The organism is Sphingomonas sp. CCH15-F11 (genome assembly GCF_001557005.1).
In the GTDB taxonomy this organism is placed as follows: Bacteria; Pseudomonadota; Alphaproteobacteria; order Sphingomonadales; family Sphingomonadaceae; genus Sphingomonas.
Genome location: NZ_LSKG01000129.1, coordinates 18,513 through 33,831 on the forward strand (window position 1 = coordinate 18,513; position 15,319 = coordinate 33,831).

Sequence of the window (15,319 nt, forward strand, 5' to 3'; positions counted from 1 at the left end):
GGATTCTTTTCTATTAGCATAGTTAGAAGGGGGCCGATTCTGCGCGGATTTCTGCGGGTTTTCGAGGGGTTCGCGTTCCCGATAGTCCGACTCCGGTGTTCCTGATCGTCCGAATCCGGCTGTTCCCGATAGTCCGAGTCTCATGGCCAGTTCTCCACAGGCGTGAGACCGACCCGGTGCATGGCGGCGTCGAACGGATCTGGTGCGATTGGAACGAAGTTGAGCCGGTCGCGGCCGAGCGCATGTTCAAGCCTCAGGACGTAACCGGGGAGCGACTGGCGGGCGACGATGGCGCGCAACTCGAACGCGAAGCGGCGGAGCGGCGAAAGCGCCCCGGATTTCAGATAGAGGTGCGGAACGTCGAAGCTCCAGCCACCTTCCTGCCGCCCGCCATGCTTGCGCACGATGCGGTAGAGCCAGCGCTCCAGCCCGCCGGTAAGCTCGAAATAGGCCCGGTCGATGGTCAGCACGAGCGCGCGATCGAGCACGCCGGCATAGAACCAGTCGGGCAGGATCAGTTCGATGCCGAGCGCACGGCCGTTACTGTCCGCCAGCTCGCGCCATTCGTTGATCCATGAGAAACGATGGCGCCGCCGCTGATGCTGCTGGCGGATCGAAGTGGCGACGGTCGTGGATTGCAGGCGGTCGAGCGCGGCTTTCAGGCGCTCGTAGCTCGCCTTGCCGGTGCCGCGCCGGGTGAAGGCTAGTATCTCGTGCGGCGTCGTCACCATGAGGCGCGAGGTCGGCCGCCCGGCGTCGCGCGCCTCGATGAGCTGGCTCGCCGCCCAGATCAGCACGTCGGCGTCCCAAATAGTCGCCATGCCGTGCTCGGGCACGGCCTCGACCGAGATCCATGTCGCGCCCACGCGGAAGTCGATGGGCGCGGTGCGGCGGGCCTTGGCGAGCGAGAAGAACGGCCAGGCCATCAAATCCTGCGCGTCGCGAGGCGCGAGGTCGCCGGGCACGGAACGGAACAGTTCAAGCTGCGTGCGCTCGGCGCTCGACCGGCCGGAAAGGGAGCGTGCGGTGGGCATCGGTGCTCAGCGGCGCACGCAATCGGTGGGCAGGCGCTTGGCGGGATGGACGACGCCGCTGCCCGGATCGGACGTGGACCGGCGGGTGCCGAGCGCGGCCCAGGCGTCGAGATCGTCGATCGCATAGACGATCCGACCGCCGAGCCTGCGGAACACGGGGCCGGTGCCGTAGCAGCGATGCTTTTCCAGCGTGCGGGCCGAGAGGCCGAGGTGGATCGCCGCGTCGGGCGTCTTGAGATAGCGTGGCGTTGTGGCGGCGACAAGCTCGGCCATGATGATCCTCCTGGTGACGGCCGGCCCCGAAAAAGGGGTCCGGCGGACAGGAGGGAATGATGGCGAAATGCCCCCTATGTGGAGAAGGGGACGCGGGCGACCGGGTCGCCAATGTCCCCCTCAGCCGCCCCGCAGCAACCGGATGTAACCGCCGTCGCGCAGCTCGACGGCTTCCTTGAGCCAGCGTCTGATGCACTTGCGTTCCGCGCTGTCCGTCCATTCGGTAGGCGTGTAGTGACGGACCTTGGGGTGGATCAGCGAGGCGGCCAGCTCTCGCTGGCTGGCGCCCGCGCGGCGACCGTCGAGCACTTGCAGCAGGGTGAGGAGATGTTCGCGCCGGAAGGGCGGCGGGCGTAGCGCCGGCGGGCCGGCCGCCATGCCGCTGAGGCGGCGGCACAGGCGCTCGGCCGATGCGAGGCGCGCGAAGGGGGCGGGTTCGATCGGCACCATCAAGGCCATCGCGTCGTGACGTGATCCGCACACGCACAGATGCTCATCGCCATCGGGATCGGCGAGGATGACATGCAGGACGTCGCCCATCCTGATCCGGGCGCGAATGTCGCCCAGCGCCGCCAAGTCGAGCGGGCCGGCGCCGATGCCGGCGACCGCGGGCGCGAGGATGATGCTCGCCGGCGAGAGGTCGGGGCGCGCGACCGCCAGCTTGCGGTCGAAGGCCGCGCCACGTTTCACGCGGCCGAGCGCGCGCTGGTATTCGGCGCGATAGCGGGTATTGCGGCCGAGATAGCCGATGGCGATGTCCGTATATTGCAGCGCGTCGTCCCCGGTCTCGTTCAGGGGCGCGCGCCAGTCCCTCTCAGGCGGCATCGTAACCCTCCCAAGCATGGCCCTCTGCGGGGCGCGTTGGAAGATGTTCTCACCGCCGCCGTTGCCGAGAAGCCCTGCCGGGCAGGCGGCCGCATAGCGGATTCAAGTCAGCATTTTGAAGGGATTATACGCACCGCTGCGCGTGTTCCGGGGCCGCTCTCAGTTCGGCGGCGGGCGCAGATAGTGGCGATAGCCGGTCGCGGTCATCCAGCGCGCGCGGGCGAGATGCGAGTCATAGACGGAGCGGGCGCGTTCCGGTTCGGCGGCAGGGTCGATCCCGAAGATGATGCGAACGGCTTCGCGCCAGTCGGCATTTTCGTCGGCCGCATCGAGCAGTCGCCAATAGGTCCGATGATGATGCTCATCATAGTCGGTGACATGGGGCGCGTCCGGGGCGCGATCCTCGAAAGCGGCTATTGCCATCGCCTCGTTCCGCTTTCAGCCATAGCCCCCTGCGCCTGCTGATTCATCGCCTATACACCATAATGGATCGAAGTAATCGCACCGTCTTTGCTATGGCCCTCTGATACTGCGCGAACAGTCGGACCCGCTCCGTTGCCGGCTACTTGCGCTGTTCGGGACTTGAATCGGTCACGAGCAACACGCCTCGGCCTCGATCCGAATCGAGGAAGACAATCCCCGCCGCCTCAAGCGCCTTCATCACCTGATGCCGGGTATTGTCGTTCACCGGCTTATAACTCTCCGATTCCAGCCGCTTCAGCGCGGTCAGAGCAATAATGGCCTTCTCGGCGAGCGTCTCCTGTGTCCAGCCAAGAAGTGCGCGAGCGGCCCGCACCTGGCGGGAAGTGATCATGCAAGATCACCTCCACAACCTTCGGGTCGTTCGCTACGGAAACGACTATTATAGTCGTCTTGGGGGAATTGGAATATCCTGATCGCGAGCTGGGTGAATACCCGGCGAGCGCGCCCTTTGAGCGGCCGCGCAGACCATCGGGATGCGCGGCCGCCGCCGATCCGGGGAGCGGGTCGGCGGCGTCGTGTGGGCGATGGGAAGCGAAGCCGCAGAGCCGGGCGGTCCAGCCCTGCGGCTCGAAACGGTCAACCCGTTTTTAGGCGCTGCATCCCTTCGGCTAGCGTCCAGAGCGCGCGATTGAGTGTCACATTCTGGTCGATGCCATTGATGGCGCGAGTCTGGCTGCGGCGGATACGGCCCTCAGCGTTACGCTTGCGGCCATGCAACCCGCCCCGAATGACGTTCTCCTGAATCACGTTGAACGTGCTCCACAGGCTGTTGCCTACATCCTCGCGGCGGCGCGGCTCGATGATCTGCTCGGGGCGAAGCGGGCTTTCATCGTCGCCATAGCGGGCGACAAGGCTTACCTCGCCAAGCAAGCGCTGTTCGTCTCGCGAAAGCTGCACACCCTTCATGGTCTCGCTGGCGTCGATCAGTCGCGGAAAGTCTTCCGCCACGGTATAAACGCCCTCGATAATGTCGTCCTGAATGTTGCCCTTGTGCGGCACGCGGACCTCCTCGAACCGCTCGCCCGCAATCATGCTGTTGGTGCAGACGAAGCGCAGCATCCCAGCGAACATCTGATAGGCGCTGGTCCCGTCATGGCTGTTAACGATGATGACTTCCGCCGCCTCCGGCTTGCCGATACCGTCATCCCGGCGCAAGCGCAGCATATGCTTGGCGTGGCCGTGGCGGCTGCCGTCGCGCGGGACCGACTGCACGGCGAAGAACGGGAACCATCCTTCGCGGCGCAGCCCCTCCACGATGTCGATGGTGGGGACATAGACATAGCGCTCGGAACGGCTGTCGTGCGCCTCGCGGGCGAAGATGGATGGCACGTGGCGATACAGCGCCTCGTTGTCGAGCGGTTCACGTCCGCTGATCTGGTGGGCGTTGCGGCCGAACCGGGTAGCGAGATGATGGATGCTCATGAGTCTGTCCTTCCTTGGGTCTGGGTTTCGCGCAGCGAAGCGCCGCGCTGAAACCCTGCCCGGCGGCGAGCCAGGGGTAGCAAAGGGCAAGGGCGGCCGGGGCGGAGGGGGATCACCCGGCCTGCACAAGCGAAGCGCGGAAGGCTGGGGATACCGCCCCGGACGGTTCCACTTCCCTTGCCCGGCGCGAGGGCAACGCCCTTAGCAACCGCGCGGCGCCAGCCGCGCTGCGACCAGCGCGACGATCAAGGATGCTTGATCGGCCCATCTGGATTAGAGATACCTGCGAGCAACTCGCAAATAGTGCCCCGCCCATAATCGGGCGCGGATCAAGAACCGAAGACCTGGAAGGACAATAATGAACAACAGCGACCTGGCCGAACAACTGGCTGCCGCCCACGGCGTCACCAAGACCGATGCGAAGAAGCTCGTCGATGCGGTGTTCGCCGCGATCGGTGACGCAGCCGCCAAGGGCGAGGAAGTCTCACTCAACGGCTTCGGCAAGTTCAAGGTGAAGGCCAGCCCAGCGCGCGACGGCCGCAATCCATCGACCGGCGAGACGATCAAGATCAAGGCGTCGAAGAAGCTGGTGTTCACGCCCGCCAAAGCGGTCAAGGACAAGCTCAACGGCTGAGTTTATGGGGGATGGCGCTTCGCCCGGCTCGCCGGGTGGAGCTCCAGTTCGCGGCGCTCAATAGAGATTGTCGCGATAGTCCTTGTCCAAGCCCTTCTTGAGCAGGCCGGTCACGCCGGGGACGGAAAGAGTCGCGCGCGCCAGACTGGCGCCGATGCCACCCGCCTTGTTGAGCTTGATATGCTCGACAAACAGCTCGGCGGGGTCGATGTCGGTTTCCGTGTGAACCGGCCAGAGGCCCGCGCGGGCCAGCGCCGGGCTTTCGCGCAGGTCGAGCGTCTCGATCTCCACGCCGATCGCCAGCAGCGGAGTCTTGTCCTTGACGGTGAAGCGCTCGCGCGCCGTCGCGTCAGTAGTAAGACGGGCTTGCCCCCGCACGACGGCGATCCGGTTCGCGCCGGGGATCAGCAGCGCCAGCGCGATATTCGGCTGCTCGACGACGTTGCGGAAGCTATCCACGCGGCGGTTGCCGGGCCGGTCGGCGAACCACAGCACGTCCCCATCGAGCTGCGCCATGCAACCGGCCGGATCGCCCTTTGGGCTGAGATCGGCGCGGCCTTCCGCGCCGATCGTCGCCAGCGCCAGGAAACGGCTTGCGGCAACGAAGGCGGCAGAATCGTCAGGAGCGTGGGCCGGCTGCGCCGCCCATAGTTCGGACCGGATCAGCGCCTTGGCGCAATGACCGTAGCATTCGTCCACGGCGACACGGACATGATCGGCGTCGATGCCGGCGACCCGGCCGTTGACGCGCAGCGTCTCGCCGATGCCGGAGAGGAGGAACAGCGCGCCGAACGCCGCGCCCGGCTGCGCGAGAGCGGGATCGTCGAGCAGCGCCAGCGGAACGCGCAATTCCTGGGCATCGCCGCTGGCGAAGCCCGGCGCGCTGCCGGCCAGTGTGATGCCGACGCCCGATCCATCGCCGAAGCCGGCGAACATCAATTGCGATGCGGAGATCCAGCGCAGCGCGCCGACATCGAGATGGTCGATCACCTTGAGGTGCATCGGCGGCGGAGTCCTGCCGATCACGCTTTCCAGCTCGGCGACGGTGGTGATCGCCGCGCCGCTCATTGCAGTGTCCGCACGGGCTGGCCGAGCGTGAGCGCCAGCATGATCCGTGTCGAGCAGAGCGCGCAGTCGAGCGCGTTCGCCGCGTTCTGAGGGCAGTCGAGGCAGCGCGGGCTGGATCCATCGACCAGGCCGAGCAGCAGATGCTCGTCGTCGGACAGGCCCGGTCCTTCGCCGACGATCATCGGCCGGCCGAGCGCCGTTTCATAGAAGAGGCATAGGCTGTCGAGCACCGGCGCGAGCATGGTGCAGTCATGGGCGTCGAGCGTGTGCGCCAAGCGGGGCTGCACCGACGCTCCACTGTCCCGCGCATTCCGCCAGCACCGCGCCGCATCAACCAGCATCGCCGGAACGGCGATCGCATCCTGTGTGGGCGGCGAAAAATGGCGGGTCACGTGTCGATCCTTCCTAGACTTGGCCCCTTTCGCTTTTGCGAATGATTCTTAACTAGCCTGACGCCGTGTCATCGGCAAGTGCGAATGACCGTCTGATCGAGGAAGGCGCCCCGCCGAAAGGCGGGGCGCGTCGTCCGGTCAGCGCGACCAGATGAGGGCGTATTGGCCGGCGGTGTCGGTTTCGGACAGCGTGGCGTAGACGGGAGCCGGGAAGCTCGGATCGTCCAGCTTGACCGAGGTGTATTCGCGGCCTTCGCGGCTGGTCTTCTTCCAGGCAGCGCCGATATCCATGTCGGCGGTGCTGACGCGGAAGTCGGGGGACTTTTCGCCGTCCTTCTCGACCGGACGGAAGATGACCTTGGTGTTGAGAGTGAGCGTCTTGATGACGCCGGTGAACTCGCCCTTGCTGTTGGCGGTGAAGGTGCCGATCGTAGCCATGTCGTAATCTCCGTTCTTTCGGGCCACGCCCTTCGCGGCCTCGATGGTGATCGGCAGGCCGGGGGCGATTGGCCGCGCACCGCAAAGCGGCCGCAGCGTGAGCGGAGGATGGCGGCGGCCCGTTATTTTGGTTCGCGATGCAAAGCGCGGCACGCGCGGCGGAAAATAGCGGGCCATAGCCGTTGCGAAGACAATCGAGGCGAAGCCGTCGCTCGGTCAGATCACGCCATTGAGAGGCCGCCGGGGCGCTCGGCTCCGAGGGATGAGATTTCCGCTATGCCTGCCGTTTGTGTCGGCAACCCCGCCAGCAGCCTTGCGCGATGTTCATTCTACGTTCCAAGGTGCGGCTGCTTCAGCCACATGGGGACGTGAGGATTCGGGGGAAGGACGTGACGAAATTGTTTTCGCAGGATCAGCTCGAAGCCATAGCCGGTGCGCTTGGCGATACGGAAACCGGGCTGAAAGGAACCGAGATCGCGATGCTGATCGCGACCTGTCAAATGGCCGATCCCGGCGAGATGACCAAGCGGCACCGCATCTACAACGCCTTCGCCGAAAGCCAGAACGCGCGGCAGGACCGCACCCGCATCCTCGGCTTCATCCGCCATGCGATGCGTCCTGCGCGATACAGCCGCGAGCCGCATCGCTACGAGCCGATGCGTGCCAGTCTCAACCAGGCACTCGCCTTCGCCGGCCTTGTGGTCAGCGAGGCCGGGAAGATCGAAGCGGTCGAACAGGCGACGACGCTGCCGGAAGCGCAGCGCCGGGCGAAGGAACTGCGCACCGATCTGGAGACGCGCGGCGTCCATGCCGACGTGCTGCGCTTCTGCCGGGCCGAACTGCTGGCCGACGACTATTTCCATGCGGTCCAGGAAGCGGTGAAAAGCATCGCCGACAAGATGCGCGTGCGGACTGGCCTCACCGATGACGGGGGGACGCTGGTAGACCGCGTGCTCGGCGGCGAGCCGCCGATGCTGGCGATCAATCCGCGAAGCACGGTCAGCGAGCGCAGCGAGCAGAGCGGCTTCGCCAATCTCGTCAAAGGCGTCTTCGGCATGTTCCGCAACCCAACTGCCCACGAGGCGCGCATCCACTGGCCGATGACCAAGACCGACGCCGAGGATCTGCTGACGCTCGTATCGCTGATCCATCGCAGGCTCGATACCTCTATGATGCCACCGCGTACCTGATCCCTTCAGGGTGGCGGCGGATTGGCAACGTAATCGTCGAGCGCAGCCACGATCCGGTCGAGTAACCCGGCAAATTTCGAGAAATCGATCGTGTCCTTCTGCGGCTGCACAACCTTCTCGGCGAACCTGGCTTTGCCGTATTTCCCGGCCTCTCCGTGCTTCTTGTTGGGGTCGAACACCTTACCATCAATGACGGTTTTCAAAAGCGCGGGATCGAACAAGTCCTCAATGCAACTTATGCCTTGCGCACCGATTTCCGGTGTTTTGATAAGATAAAGATTGGGTGCGAGCCGATAGAATGGGTCCGTGGAGGTCCGAGCTATATGCGCGGCGCCGAGGCCCTTGGCGGCACCAAAAATCTCTTTCGCTCCGTCGTCATTGTCGATGAGCACGATGATGGGGTTGGGCAGCGGGCGATGTCGGTAACGCTTGAGGGCGTCAGGGTAGCGGCGGATAAAGTGGAAAAGATCGCCTGCGCCATTCCCGAGCTGCAACACGTCATGGATCGTGCTGGAGAACTTCATGAACTTGAGTGCGGGTTTAAACTTGCCTTTGTCCATCGCGCCCAGCCTGGGATGGTAGGCAGTGAGCTTCTCCATCGCCGCACGCAGATAGACGGTATCCGTCTTTCCCTCCGGGATGATGAGGGGCTTGGGCGCCACAACGAAGTTTCGGTAGAACAGAAACCGGATGTAGAGCTTACGGGTCGCCGTGGCCGTCGCGTCCTTCTTTTTGTCAGCGGAAGGTCGCGTATCGACCTGATCGCGCACATGATAGACGTGGCCGAGCATCCCTTGCAGCGGCGCGAGGGATGTTGCCGGCTCCGGCACATCGGGATCGCCTTCTTTGCCGCCCGCCAGCGCCGCAGGGACCATCCGATAGTAGGTTCCGCTGTTGAACAGCGACCAGCACATGGCCCGCACCGTGCGGTAGTATTCGGGACGGACGTTCGGCTTCTCGTTGACGAGCAAGCCGGTGGCGACCTGTCGTGACCCGCGATATTGCATCCTAGTCTTGGTAGGATTTACCTCAAACCCGGCCTTTTCGATCTCCTTCAGGAGCGCGGCGCCGAGTGTCCAGTCATGCTCCGAGCCTGCGACCGGGGCGGCGATGTCAGGAGGGAATGCCTTGGCGTTCGTGGAAAAGGTGATGTCGTCGGCATAGCGTGAGTAGGTGCATTTCTGCGCCTTGGCGAAGCGCACGAGCCGGATGTCCAGTAGATGCCCGACGACATTTGAAATGACCGGGGAACAGGGACTTCCTTGGGGAAGGACATGATCGTGGCAGGCGATCTGTGCGATCAAAGTCGCGATTTTCGGATCGAGGGCGAACCGTTTGTCCTTAATGAACATACCGCGCACGCGGCCGAAATTGATCGACGGGAAGAAATCCTTGATGTCGAGATTCAGCACGTAGCGCCGCCGTTTGTGGACCGCGGCGTTCGTTACGATGGACAGATGTTTGGCGAAGCCGTGGGAGAGCTGCCGGCGCGGTGAACCCACCTTGTCGATGTCGGCGAGCGCCAGGTAGAGGACATTGGCTAGACGCCGTTGCAGCAGCTTCAGCTTGGGCGTCGGGGCAAGAATCGCCCTCGGCGTGCCGTCGCGCTTCGGGATCGTGAACGCGGTATATTTCTGCGCGTCTGGGAGGTGATAGAGCAGGTAGGCAAGCGCGGCGGGCTTATATCCCAGGATCGCAGCTAGATCGTCGAGCGACTTTGCCGCTTGTAGTTTCGCCAGACTCGACACCCCACCCCCCTAACAGGCGGCTTACAGGCACTCCTATGCGTACGATCAGATCGTCCGCTCAGCGGAAATGCTGCAATAAGGGTAGATGGAAGCATCACTGCCTAACATCGGTGTCTTATATCGCGATGCGCGATAACAACTCTGCCTGTAAGCCTGCGGCTGTTGTTGTCCAAAGCACTTACAATTTCAAGTGTAAGTGGCGAGCCGGGCAAGCCCCGGCGAGCTGCAGACTCAAACGACAAAGCGGCCGCGCCCGATTGGGGCGCGGCCGCGATTTTTTGGGGCCGATTGCGAAAGGCTGTGCGGATCAGCGCTGCGCTTCGCGCCAGCGCCGGGCCGCCGCCGCGCTGAACAGGGGGCGGTCTACACAGGCGCGATGCTCGACCACGAAGGCGGCGCAACCGTGCAGGACATAATCGTGGGTGACGATCTGATCGTCGGAAAAGTCGTTGATCGGCTTGCCGCAGCGGATGCAGCACAACGTGCCCGGCTGGTTGTTGCGGCGGGCGATGACGCGGAACAGGCGGCGCATGACGGCCTCCTTGCAGCAAGAGCGCCGCCCCGAAGGCCGGCGCGAAGGTGCGGGTGAAGCCGGGACCGCTGACGCGGCCCCGGCCCGATGCCGCTATTCGGCGGCGACGGCGTAGGCGGCTTCGCCATCCTCAGCCTGCGCTTCGGGAGCCTCCGCCTCGGACGGTTCCACGGTCCCCGTATCCTCGTCCTCGACCGACGCGGGCTGCTCGGTCTCCGGCTCGGGCGTCCGCAGGATCGAGGGCAGCCATCCGGTCCCGGCCAGAAGCTGCTCGGCGGCTTGCGCCATGTCCGGCTTCTTCATGTCGGCGATACGGCGGGCGGCATCCTCGGACACGCCTTCAGTGACGGCCTCGACGATATGACCCTTGGTGACGCGGCCGAGGTAGCTCTCCACGGTCGGCGTCCAGTCCTTCGCCACGTCCAGCGCCAGCGCGGTCGCCAGCCTGTCCGCCGTTTGTAGCGACAGGGGCTTGCGATCCCACGGCAGGCGCAGCGCGTTGACGGTGCGGGCCGCGCAATGCGCCAGCAGCAGGGTCCGCTTCTCGCAGTCCAGCGCCACGATGAAGCCCCACAGGTCCGCCACGTCACGCGGCATCCGTTCGGCCCATGCCTCGTGTTGCTCGCTCGCCCGTGCCGCCAAGGGGGTGTCCTCGATCCCGTCCGCATGACTGCCAAGCGGCGTCACGGTCGGACGAACCTCAAGGCAACCGGCCTCGGCGTAGCTGTAGAACAGTTGCGCCGTGAGCGTATGGGTCAAGGCGACCAACGCCATATCGGGTTGCTCGGCCAGCGCCACGCGGAGCGCCAAGGTCCGATGGGCGGACAGGTCGCACGTGAGGCTGTCGGAAATCGGCTTGCCCGGTTCCTCGTCCTCCACGTCCTCGGCTTCGGGCTCATCCTCGGCCTGCTCGTCCTCCACGCCCTCCGGGTCGATCCCTTCGCCGTCGACCTCATCCTCGGGCTGCGGGAAGGCCAGCGCCTCGTCCTCGGCCCGAATGAAGCCGCGCTCGATCCTGACCGCGCCGTCATGGTGCAGCACCACGAACGCGCCGCCGTAGGCGATCACGTTGGCGTCATAGGCATGGCGCTTCTCGGAAATGGCGTCGATCTCGTCGGAAATCGCCTCCAGCTTCTCGGCTACGTCCTCGGGCATTTCGTCGTAGGACGAATAGCCTTCGGCAAGCGCGTCATGCTCTGCGGACAGGGTGTCCAACCGCGCCTCGTCCTCATCGGACAGCGAAACGGATTGCGGATAGAAGCGCCGCATCCCGTGGGCGTGGGGGTAGTCGATATGCGCCTCGGCCCATTTCCAGCCTTCGGCCTGCACCGTCGCGGCAACCTCGCGCAGCTTCTCGACCGCAAGCATGTCGAGCAAGCCCGCATCCTCGAAGAAGCCGCCCCGGTCCTCGCTGAACAGGTCGCGGATGATATTGCCGCCCGCCTCGACATAGGCGTCGGCCCCGACGAACACCGCGCGTCGGTCGGTCGCCGGAACATTGCTCGCGGTCATGTCACGCCGGATGATCCACGGCTCGCGATTGTGATGCAGGCCCTCGAACACCTGCTCCTGCCGGGCATGGTCCTCGGTGATGGCGAAGGCCATAAGCTGGTCCAGCGTAAGGCCGTCCTCGCGATAGACCTGCAACAGCTTCGGACTGACAGCGCCCAAGCGAAGCCGCTGCTTCACCACGGAGGCCGACACGCCGAACCGCGCCCCGATCTCTTCCGCGCCCCAACCCTTGTCGTTGGAAAGCTCGGCGAACCGCTCGAACTGGTCGGCGGGGTGCATGGGGGTGCGGGTGACATTTTCGTCAAGGCTTACCTCGGCGGGATCATTCGCCGTATCCAGCCAGCACCGGACAGGTTCGGATTTCTTGCATTGTTTGCGCTTGGCGCGCAGCAGCATCGCCAGCCTGCGGCCCTCGCCAGCGGTGACGAGATAGTAGCTGGTCGGCGTCCCGTCCTCCTTGGTTTCCGGCTCCACGACAAGGTTCTGGATCAGCCCCTTATGCTGGATCGAAGCGGCCAGCGCCTCGATAGCGGCTTCCCCATGCGGCACCTTGCGCGCGTTGCGCGGGGACTTCTTGAGCTTGGCGAGCGGCACGAAAATCTCGACGCCAGACACAGGCTCGGCGGCTGCGGTTTGGGTAACAGCGTTCATTGTCTTCACCCCACATTCCCCAAGTAAATCGCTGATTTTGCTGTCAGGATCTCAATATTTCCGATATAAATCATGGTGTTGATGGCCGTGAGGGGCGCGTTTGATGGATCACCCAGAGGGTGCGGGTTCGAAGCGGGCAGATCGGGTCGAGTTCGACCGCCGGGTGCATGTGGAGTTCCGAGGTGCGCAGCTCAGTTCCGACGGCGGCCTGCTGGTGATGCGCGAGCTGGATGACGCGCTCGGGCTGTCCGATCTGGCGGCAAAAGCATTGCGCGACACCCGGCGCGGCAAGAACACGGTCCACCGGCTTGACGGGTTGTTCCGGCAATCGGTGTTCGGGCGACTGGCCGGATACGAGGATGTGAACGACGCCGACCGCCTGGCCCTCGATCCGGTGATGCGCCAGGTCGTGGGTGGAAGGGCTGTCGATGCGCAAGCGGCCTCGGCCTCGCAGATGGGACGGTTCGAGACCGAGACACTGGCACAGCCCGAGAACCGTGCCGCGCTGGCCGACCTGAATGGCCAATGGATCGACCGGTTCCATGACCGTAACGGGCTGAAGTACATCGTTCTGGACATGGACAGTTCGGTCAGCCCCACCCATGGCGATCAGGAGGGCGCGGCCTGGAACGGGCATTTCGACTGCACCTGCTATCACCCGAACTTTTTGTTCAACCAGTTCGGCATGCTGGAGCGCTGCGCCTTGCGCCATGGCAACGTCCACAGCGCCGATGGCTGGCGGGACGTTCTCGACCCCGTCATCGCCCGCTACGCGGAGCGCGACCTTTGCGGCCGGTTCTTCCGGGCTGACGCCGCCTACGCGATCCCCGCGATCTATGAGCGGCTGGAAGAAGCCCGATTCTTCTACGCCATCCGGCTGCCTGCGAACAACGTCCTGCGCGAGAAGATCGCGCATCGGCTGACGCGCCCTGTCGGGCGACCTTCGCTGACCAAGGTCAAGCGCTTCTACGAAGACTTCGAGTATCAGGCGGCATCCTGGGACAAGGAACGCCGGGTGATCGCCAAGATCGAATGGCATCCGGGCGAACTGTTCCCGCGTGTCGGCTTCATCGTCACCAACCTGCCGATGGAGCCCGACTGGGTGGTGCGGTTCTATAACCAGCGCGGCACCGCCGAGCAGCACATCAAGGAAGGTAAATATGCCTTCCACTGGACGCGGCTGTCATGCCGGAAGTTCCGCGACAATGAGGTGCGACTGCAACTGCATGCGCTGGCCTACAACCTGGCCATCTTCTTGCGCTGCATCGAGTTGCCCGAGACGATGGCCGACTGGTCGTTGACCAGCCTGCAACTGAAGCTGATCAAGATCGGGGCACGTGTCGTCCGCCATGCCCGCGCCATCACCTTCCAGCTGGCCGAGGTGGCCGTCACCGGTCCGATGGTCCGCGCCATCCTCGCCGCCATCCGCCGATTGCGAGCGCCTCCGCTATGCGCATGACCGCCATCCACGCCCAAACTGAACGAAAACGGCAGGATGGGTCTGTCCGCTGCGCTGAAAAACACCGCCACCAGGGCACAACACGGCGGCTTCGCGGGCCGATCTGCCCTGTCTCAGCGCCTTGCGCGCCCGACGACGCCGCTCGGGACGGAAAATGATTGTCCTGCGGTCGGATTCAGGCGAAACTCACGTCAGACGGCATGCCACTTGGGGAATGTATGCTGAATGTCGATCCGACCCAGGGAGGATAATTGTGGTTTCGTTCTACGACCGTCATGTCATGCCGCGGCTGATCGGCTGCGCCTGTGCGAGCAAACCGGTGATGCGGCAGCGCGCGAAAGTGGTGCCGCGCGCGCGTGGCCGCGTGCTGGAACTGGGCATCGGCGGTGGGCTGAACCTGACCTTCTACGATCCCGCCGCGGTGAGCGAGGTGGTGGGCGTCGATCCTTCGGCCGAACTGCGTGCGCGGGCCGAAGCGGCGCCGCGCGCCGAGGGACTGACGGTGCGGGTGCTCGACGGCGCGGCCGAGGCGCTGCCGTTCGGGGACGATTCCTTCGACACCGTCGTCACGACCTTTACCTTGTGCTCGGTCGACGATGCCGGCGCGGCGCTGCACGAGGCGAAGCGGGTGCTGCGGCCGGACGGGCGGCTGATCTTCTGCGAACATGGGCTGGCGCCGGACGCTGCGGTGACGCGGTGGCAGCAGCGGATCGAGCCGTTGTGGAAGCGTCTCGCCGGGGGATGCCATCTGACGCGGCCGCCCGCGGCCATGCTGCGCGCCGCCGGGTTCCGGGTCGACCGCCTCGACAGCATGTACCTGCCCAGGACACCGCGATCGCTGGGGTGGAACGAATGGGGTGAAGCGCGGCACGGGTGACGGATGGCGAGATAGACCCGCTAGTCACCGCCGCCACTCCGCATTAAGTCCCCGCGCATGACCTCGACCAACGACATTCGCCGCAGCTTCCTCGATTACTTCGGCGGCAACGGCCATGCGATCGTGCCCAGCGCGCCGCTGGTGCCGCAGAACGACCCGACGCTGATGTTCGTCAACGCGGGCATGGTGCCGTTCAAGAACGTATTCACCGGGCTGGAGACACGGCCCTATTCCACCGCGGTGAGCGCGCAGAAATGCGTGCGGGCGGGCGGCAAGCACAACGACCTCGACAATGTCGGCTATACCGCGCGGCACCATACCTTCTTCGAGATGCTGGGGAATTTCAGCTCAGGAGCCGCCACTACAACATGTTCACCCTGATCGCGATCGGGGTGGGGGCGGCGTTCCTCTACAGCATAGTGGCGACGGTCGCTCCGGGCATGTTCCCGGCGACCTTCCGCGAGCATGGCGGGATGGTGCCGGTCTATTACGAGGCGGCCGGTGTCGTGGTCGCACTGGTGCTGCTTGGCCAGGTGCTCGAGCTGCGCGCGCGCGCAGCGACCGGCCGCGCGATCCGCGCGCTGCTGAACCTCGCGCCCAAGACGGCGCGGCGCATCGGCGTCGATGGCGACGAGCAGGAGATCCGCCTGAGCGACGTCGCCAAGGGCGACCGGTTGCGCGTGCGCCCGGGAGAAGCGGTGCCGGTGGATGGCACCGTCGTCGACGGCCGCTCGTCGGTCGACGAATCGATGTTCACTCCTTCAAAAGCACACGCACCCCG

General features: G+C 64.9%; 16 protein-coding genes and 2 pseudogenes. 6 read left to right on the plus strand and 12 right to left on the minus strand.

Annotated elements, in window-relative coordinates:
- Positions 1–140: 140 nt before the first annotated feature.
- From AX709_RS11910 to AX709_RS11935, 6 genes are all read right to left on the minus strand, one after another.
- The gene (locus tag AX709_RS11910; RefSeq protein ID WP_066549546.1) at positions 141–1,034 is read right to left on the minus strand and encodes a replication initiator protein A; all 894 of its coding nucleotides are present in this window, start codon (positions 1,032–1,034) and stop codon (positions 141–143) included.
- A 6-nt stretch (positions 1,035–1,040) separates the two neighbouring features.
- The gene (locus AX709_RS11915) at positions 1,041–1,307 is read right to left on the minus strand and encodes a helix-turn-helix transcriptional regulator (protein ID WP_066549548.1); all 267 of its coding nucleotides are present in this window, start codon (positions 1,305–1,307) and stop codon (positions 1,041–1,043) included.
- Positions 1,308–1,427: 120 nt separating this feature from the next.
- Positions 1,428–2,132, minus strand: a complete 705-nt coding sequence (locus AX709_RS11920) for a DUF2285 domain-containing protein (protein WP_066549550.1) — start codon at positions 2,130–2,132, stop codon at positions 1,428–1,430.
- Between the two features lie 159 nt (positions 2,133–2,291).
- Entirely contained in the window at positions 2,292–2,555 is a 264-nt protein-coding gene (locus AX709_RS11925; protein WP_066549553.1) for a DNA -binding domain-containing protein, read from the minus strand.
- A gap of 139 nt (positions 2,556–2,694) precedes the next feature.
- Positions 2,695–2,946 (minus strand): helix-turn-helix domain-containing protein, encoded by a 252-nt coding sequence (locus AX709_RS11930; protein WP_066549555.1) that lies wholly within the window; start codon positions 2,944–2,946, stop codon positions 2,695–2,697.
- A 245-nt stretch (positions 2,947–3,191) separates the two neighbouring features.
- A complete protein-coding gene (locus tag AX709_RS11935) occupies positions 3,192–4,037 on the minus strand; it encodes a DUF932 domain-containing protein (RefSeq protein WP_066549556.1) in 846 nt (281 codons plus the stop codon).
- Positions 4,038–4,395: 358 nt separating this feature from the next.
- On the opposite strand from AX709_RS11935, the gene AX709_RS11940 reads away from it, so the two are divergent.
- Complete coding sequence (locus AX709_RS11940) at positions 4,396–4,671, plus strand: HU family DNA-binding protein (RefSeq protein WP_066549557.1); 276 nt, start codon at positions 4,396–4,398, stop codon at positions 4,669–4,671.
- Between the two features lie 57 nt (positions 4,672–4,728).
- Here the strand turns inward: AX709_RS11940 and AX709_RS11945 are convergent, their stop codons facing one another.
- The 3 genes from AX709_RS11945 to AX709_RS19585 all read right to left on the minus strand — a co-directional run bounded on the left by AX709_RS11945 (position 4,729) and on the right by AX709_RS19585 (position 6,746).
- Entirely contained in the window at positions 4,729–5,739 is a 1,011-nt protein-coding gene (locus AX709_RS11945; RefSeq protein WP_066549558.1) for a pyridoxamine 5'-phosphate oxidase family protein, read from the minus strand.
- Positions 5,736–6,131, minus strand: a complete 396-nt coding sequence (locus tag AX709_RS11950) for a hypothetical protein (protein WP_066549559.1) — start codon at positions 6,129–6,131, stop codon at positions 5,736–5,738. Before AX709_RS11950 ends, AX709_RS11945 begins: the two co-directional genes overlap by 4 nt.
- A gap of 138 nt (positions 6,132–6,269) precedes the next feature.
- A complete protein-coding gene (locus AX709_RS19585; protein ID WP_425336576.1) occupies positions 6,270–6,746 on the minus strand; it encodes a DUF736 domain-containing protein in 477 nt (158 codons plus the stop codon).
- A 212-nt stretch (positions 6,747–6,958) separates the two neighbouring features.
- Here AX709_RS19585 and AX709_RS11960 point away from each other — a divergent pair, with 212 nt between their 5' ends.
- Complete coding sequence (locus tag AX709_RS11960) at positions 6,959–7,759, plus strand: TIGR02391 family protein (RefSeq protein WP_066549560.1); 801 nt, start codon at positions 6,959–6,961, stop codon at positions 7,757–7,759.
- Between the two features lie 5 nt (positions 7,760–7,764).
- Here AX709_RS11960 and AX709_RS11965 read toward each other — a convergent pair whose 3' ends face one another.
- The 3 genes from AX709_RS11965 to AX709_RS11975 all read right to left on the minus strand — a co-directional run bounded on the left by AX709_RS11965 (position 7,765) and on the right by AX709_RS11975 (position 12,202).
- Positions 7,765–9,507: a retron Ec67 family RNA-directed DNA polymerase/endonuclease gene (locus AX709_RS11965; RefSeq protein ID WP_066549562.1), complete on the minus strand. Its 1,743-nt coding sequence runs from the start codon at positions 9,505–9,507 to the stop codon at positions 7,765–7,767.
- 307 nt (positions 9,508–9,814) lie between these two features.
- Positions 9,815–10,039, minus strand: a complete 225-nt coding sequence (locus AX709_RS11970) for a hypothetical protein (RefSeq protein ID WP_066549563.1) — start codon at positions 10,037–10,039, stop codon at positions 9,815–9,817.
- A 93-nt stretch (positions 10,040–10,132) separates the two neighbouring features.
- On the minus strand, positions 10,133–12,202 hold the full coding sequence (locus AX709_RS11975) for a ParB/RepB/Spo0J family partition protein (protein WP_066549564.1): 2,070 nt from the start codon (positions 12,200–12,202) through the stop codon (positions 10,133–10,135).
- Between the two features lie 103 nt (positions 12,203–12,305).
- On the opposite strand from AX709_RS11975, the gene AX709_RS11980 reads away from it, so the two are divergent.
- From AX709_RS11980 to AX709_RS11995, 4 genes and pseudogenes are all read left to right on the plus strand, one after another.
- Positions 12,306–13,661, plus strand: coding sequence for an IS1380-like element ISKpn23 family transposase (locus AX709_RS11980; protein ID WP_003168745.1), 1,356 nt, complete (start codon positions 12,306–12,308; stop codon positions 13,659–13,661).
- A 253-nt stretch (positions 13,662–13,914) separates the two neighbouring features.
- Positions 13,915–14,538, plus strand: a complete 624-nt coding sequence (locus tag AX709_RS11985; protein ID WP_328587029.1) for a class I SAM-dependent methyltransferase — start codon at positions 13,915–13,917, stop codon at positions 14,536–14,538.
- Between the two features lie 57 nt (positions 14,539–14,595).
- A pseudogene (locus tag AX709_RS11990) lies at positions 14,596–14,892 on the plus strand (alanine--tRNA ligase-related protein); the annotation flags it as partial.
- A 2-nt stretch (positions 14,893–14,894) separates the two neighbouring features.
- Positions 14,895–15,319 (plus strand): annotated as a pseudogene (locus tag AX709_RS11995) (P-type ATPase); the annotation flags it as partial.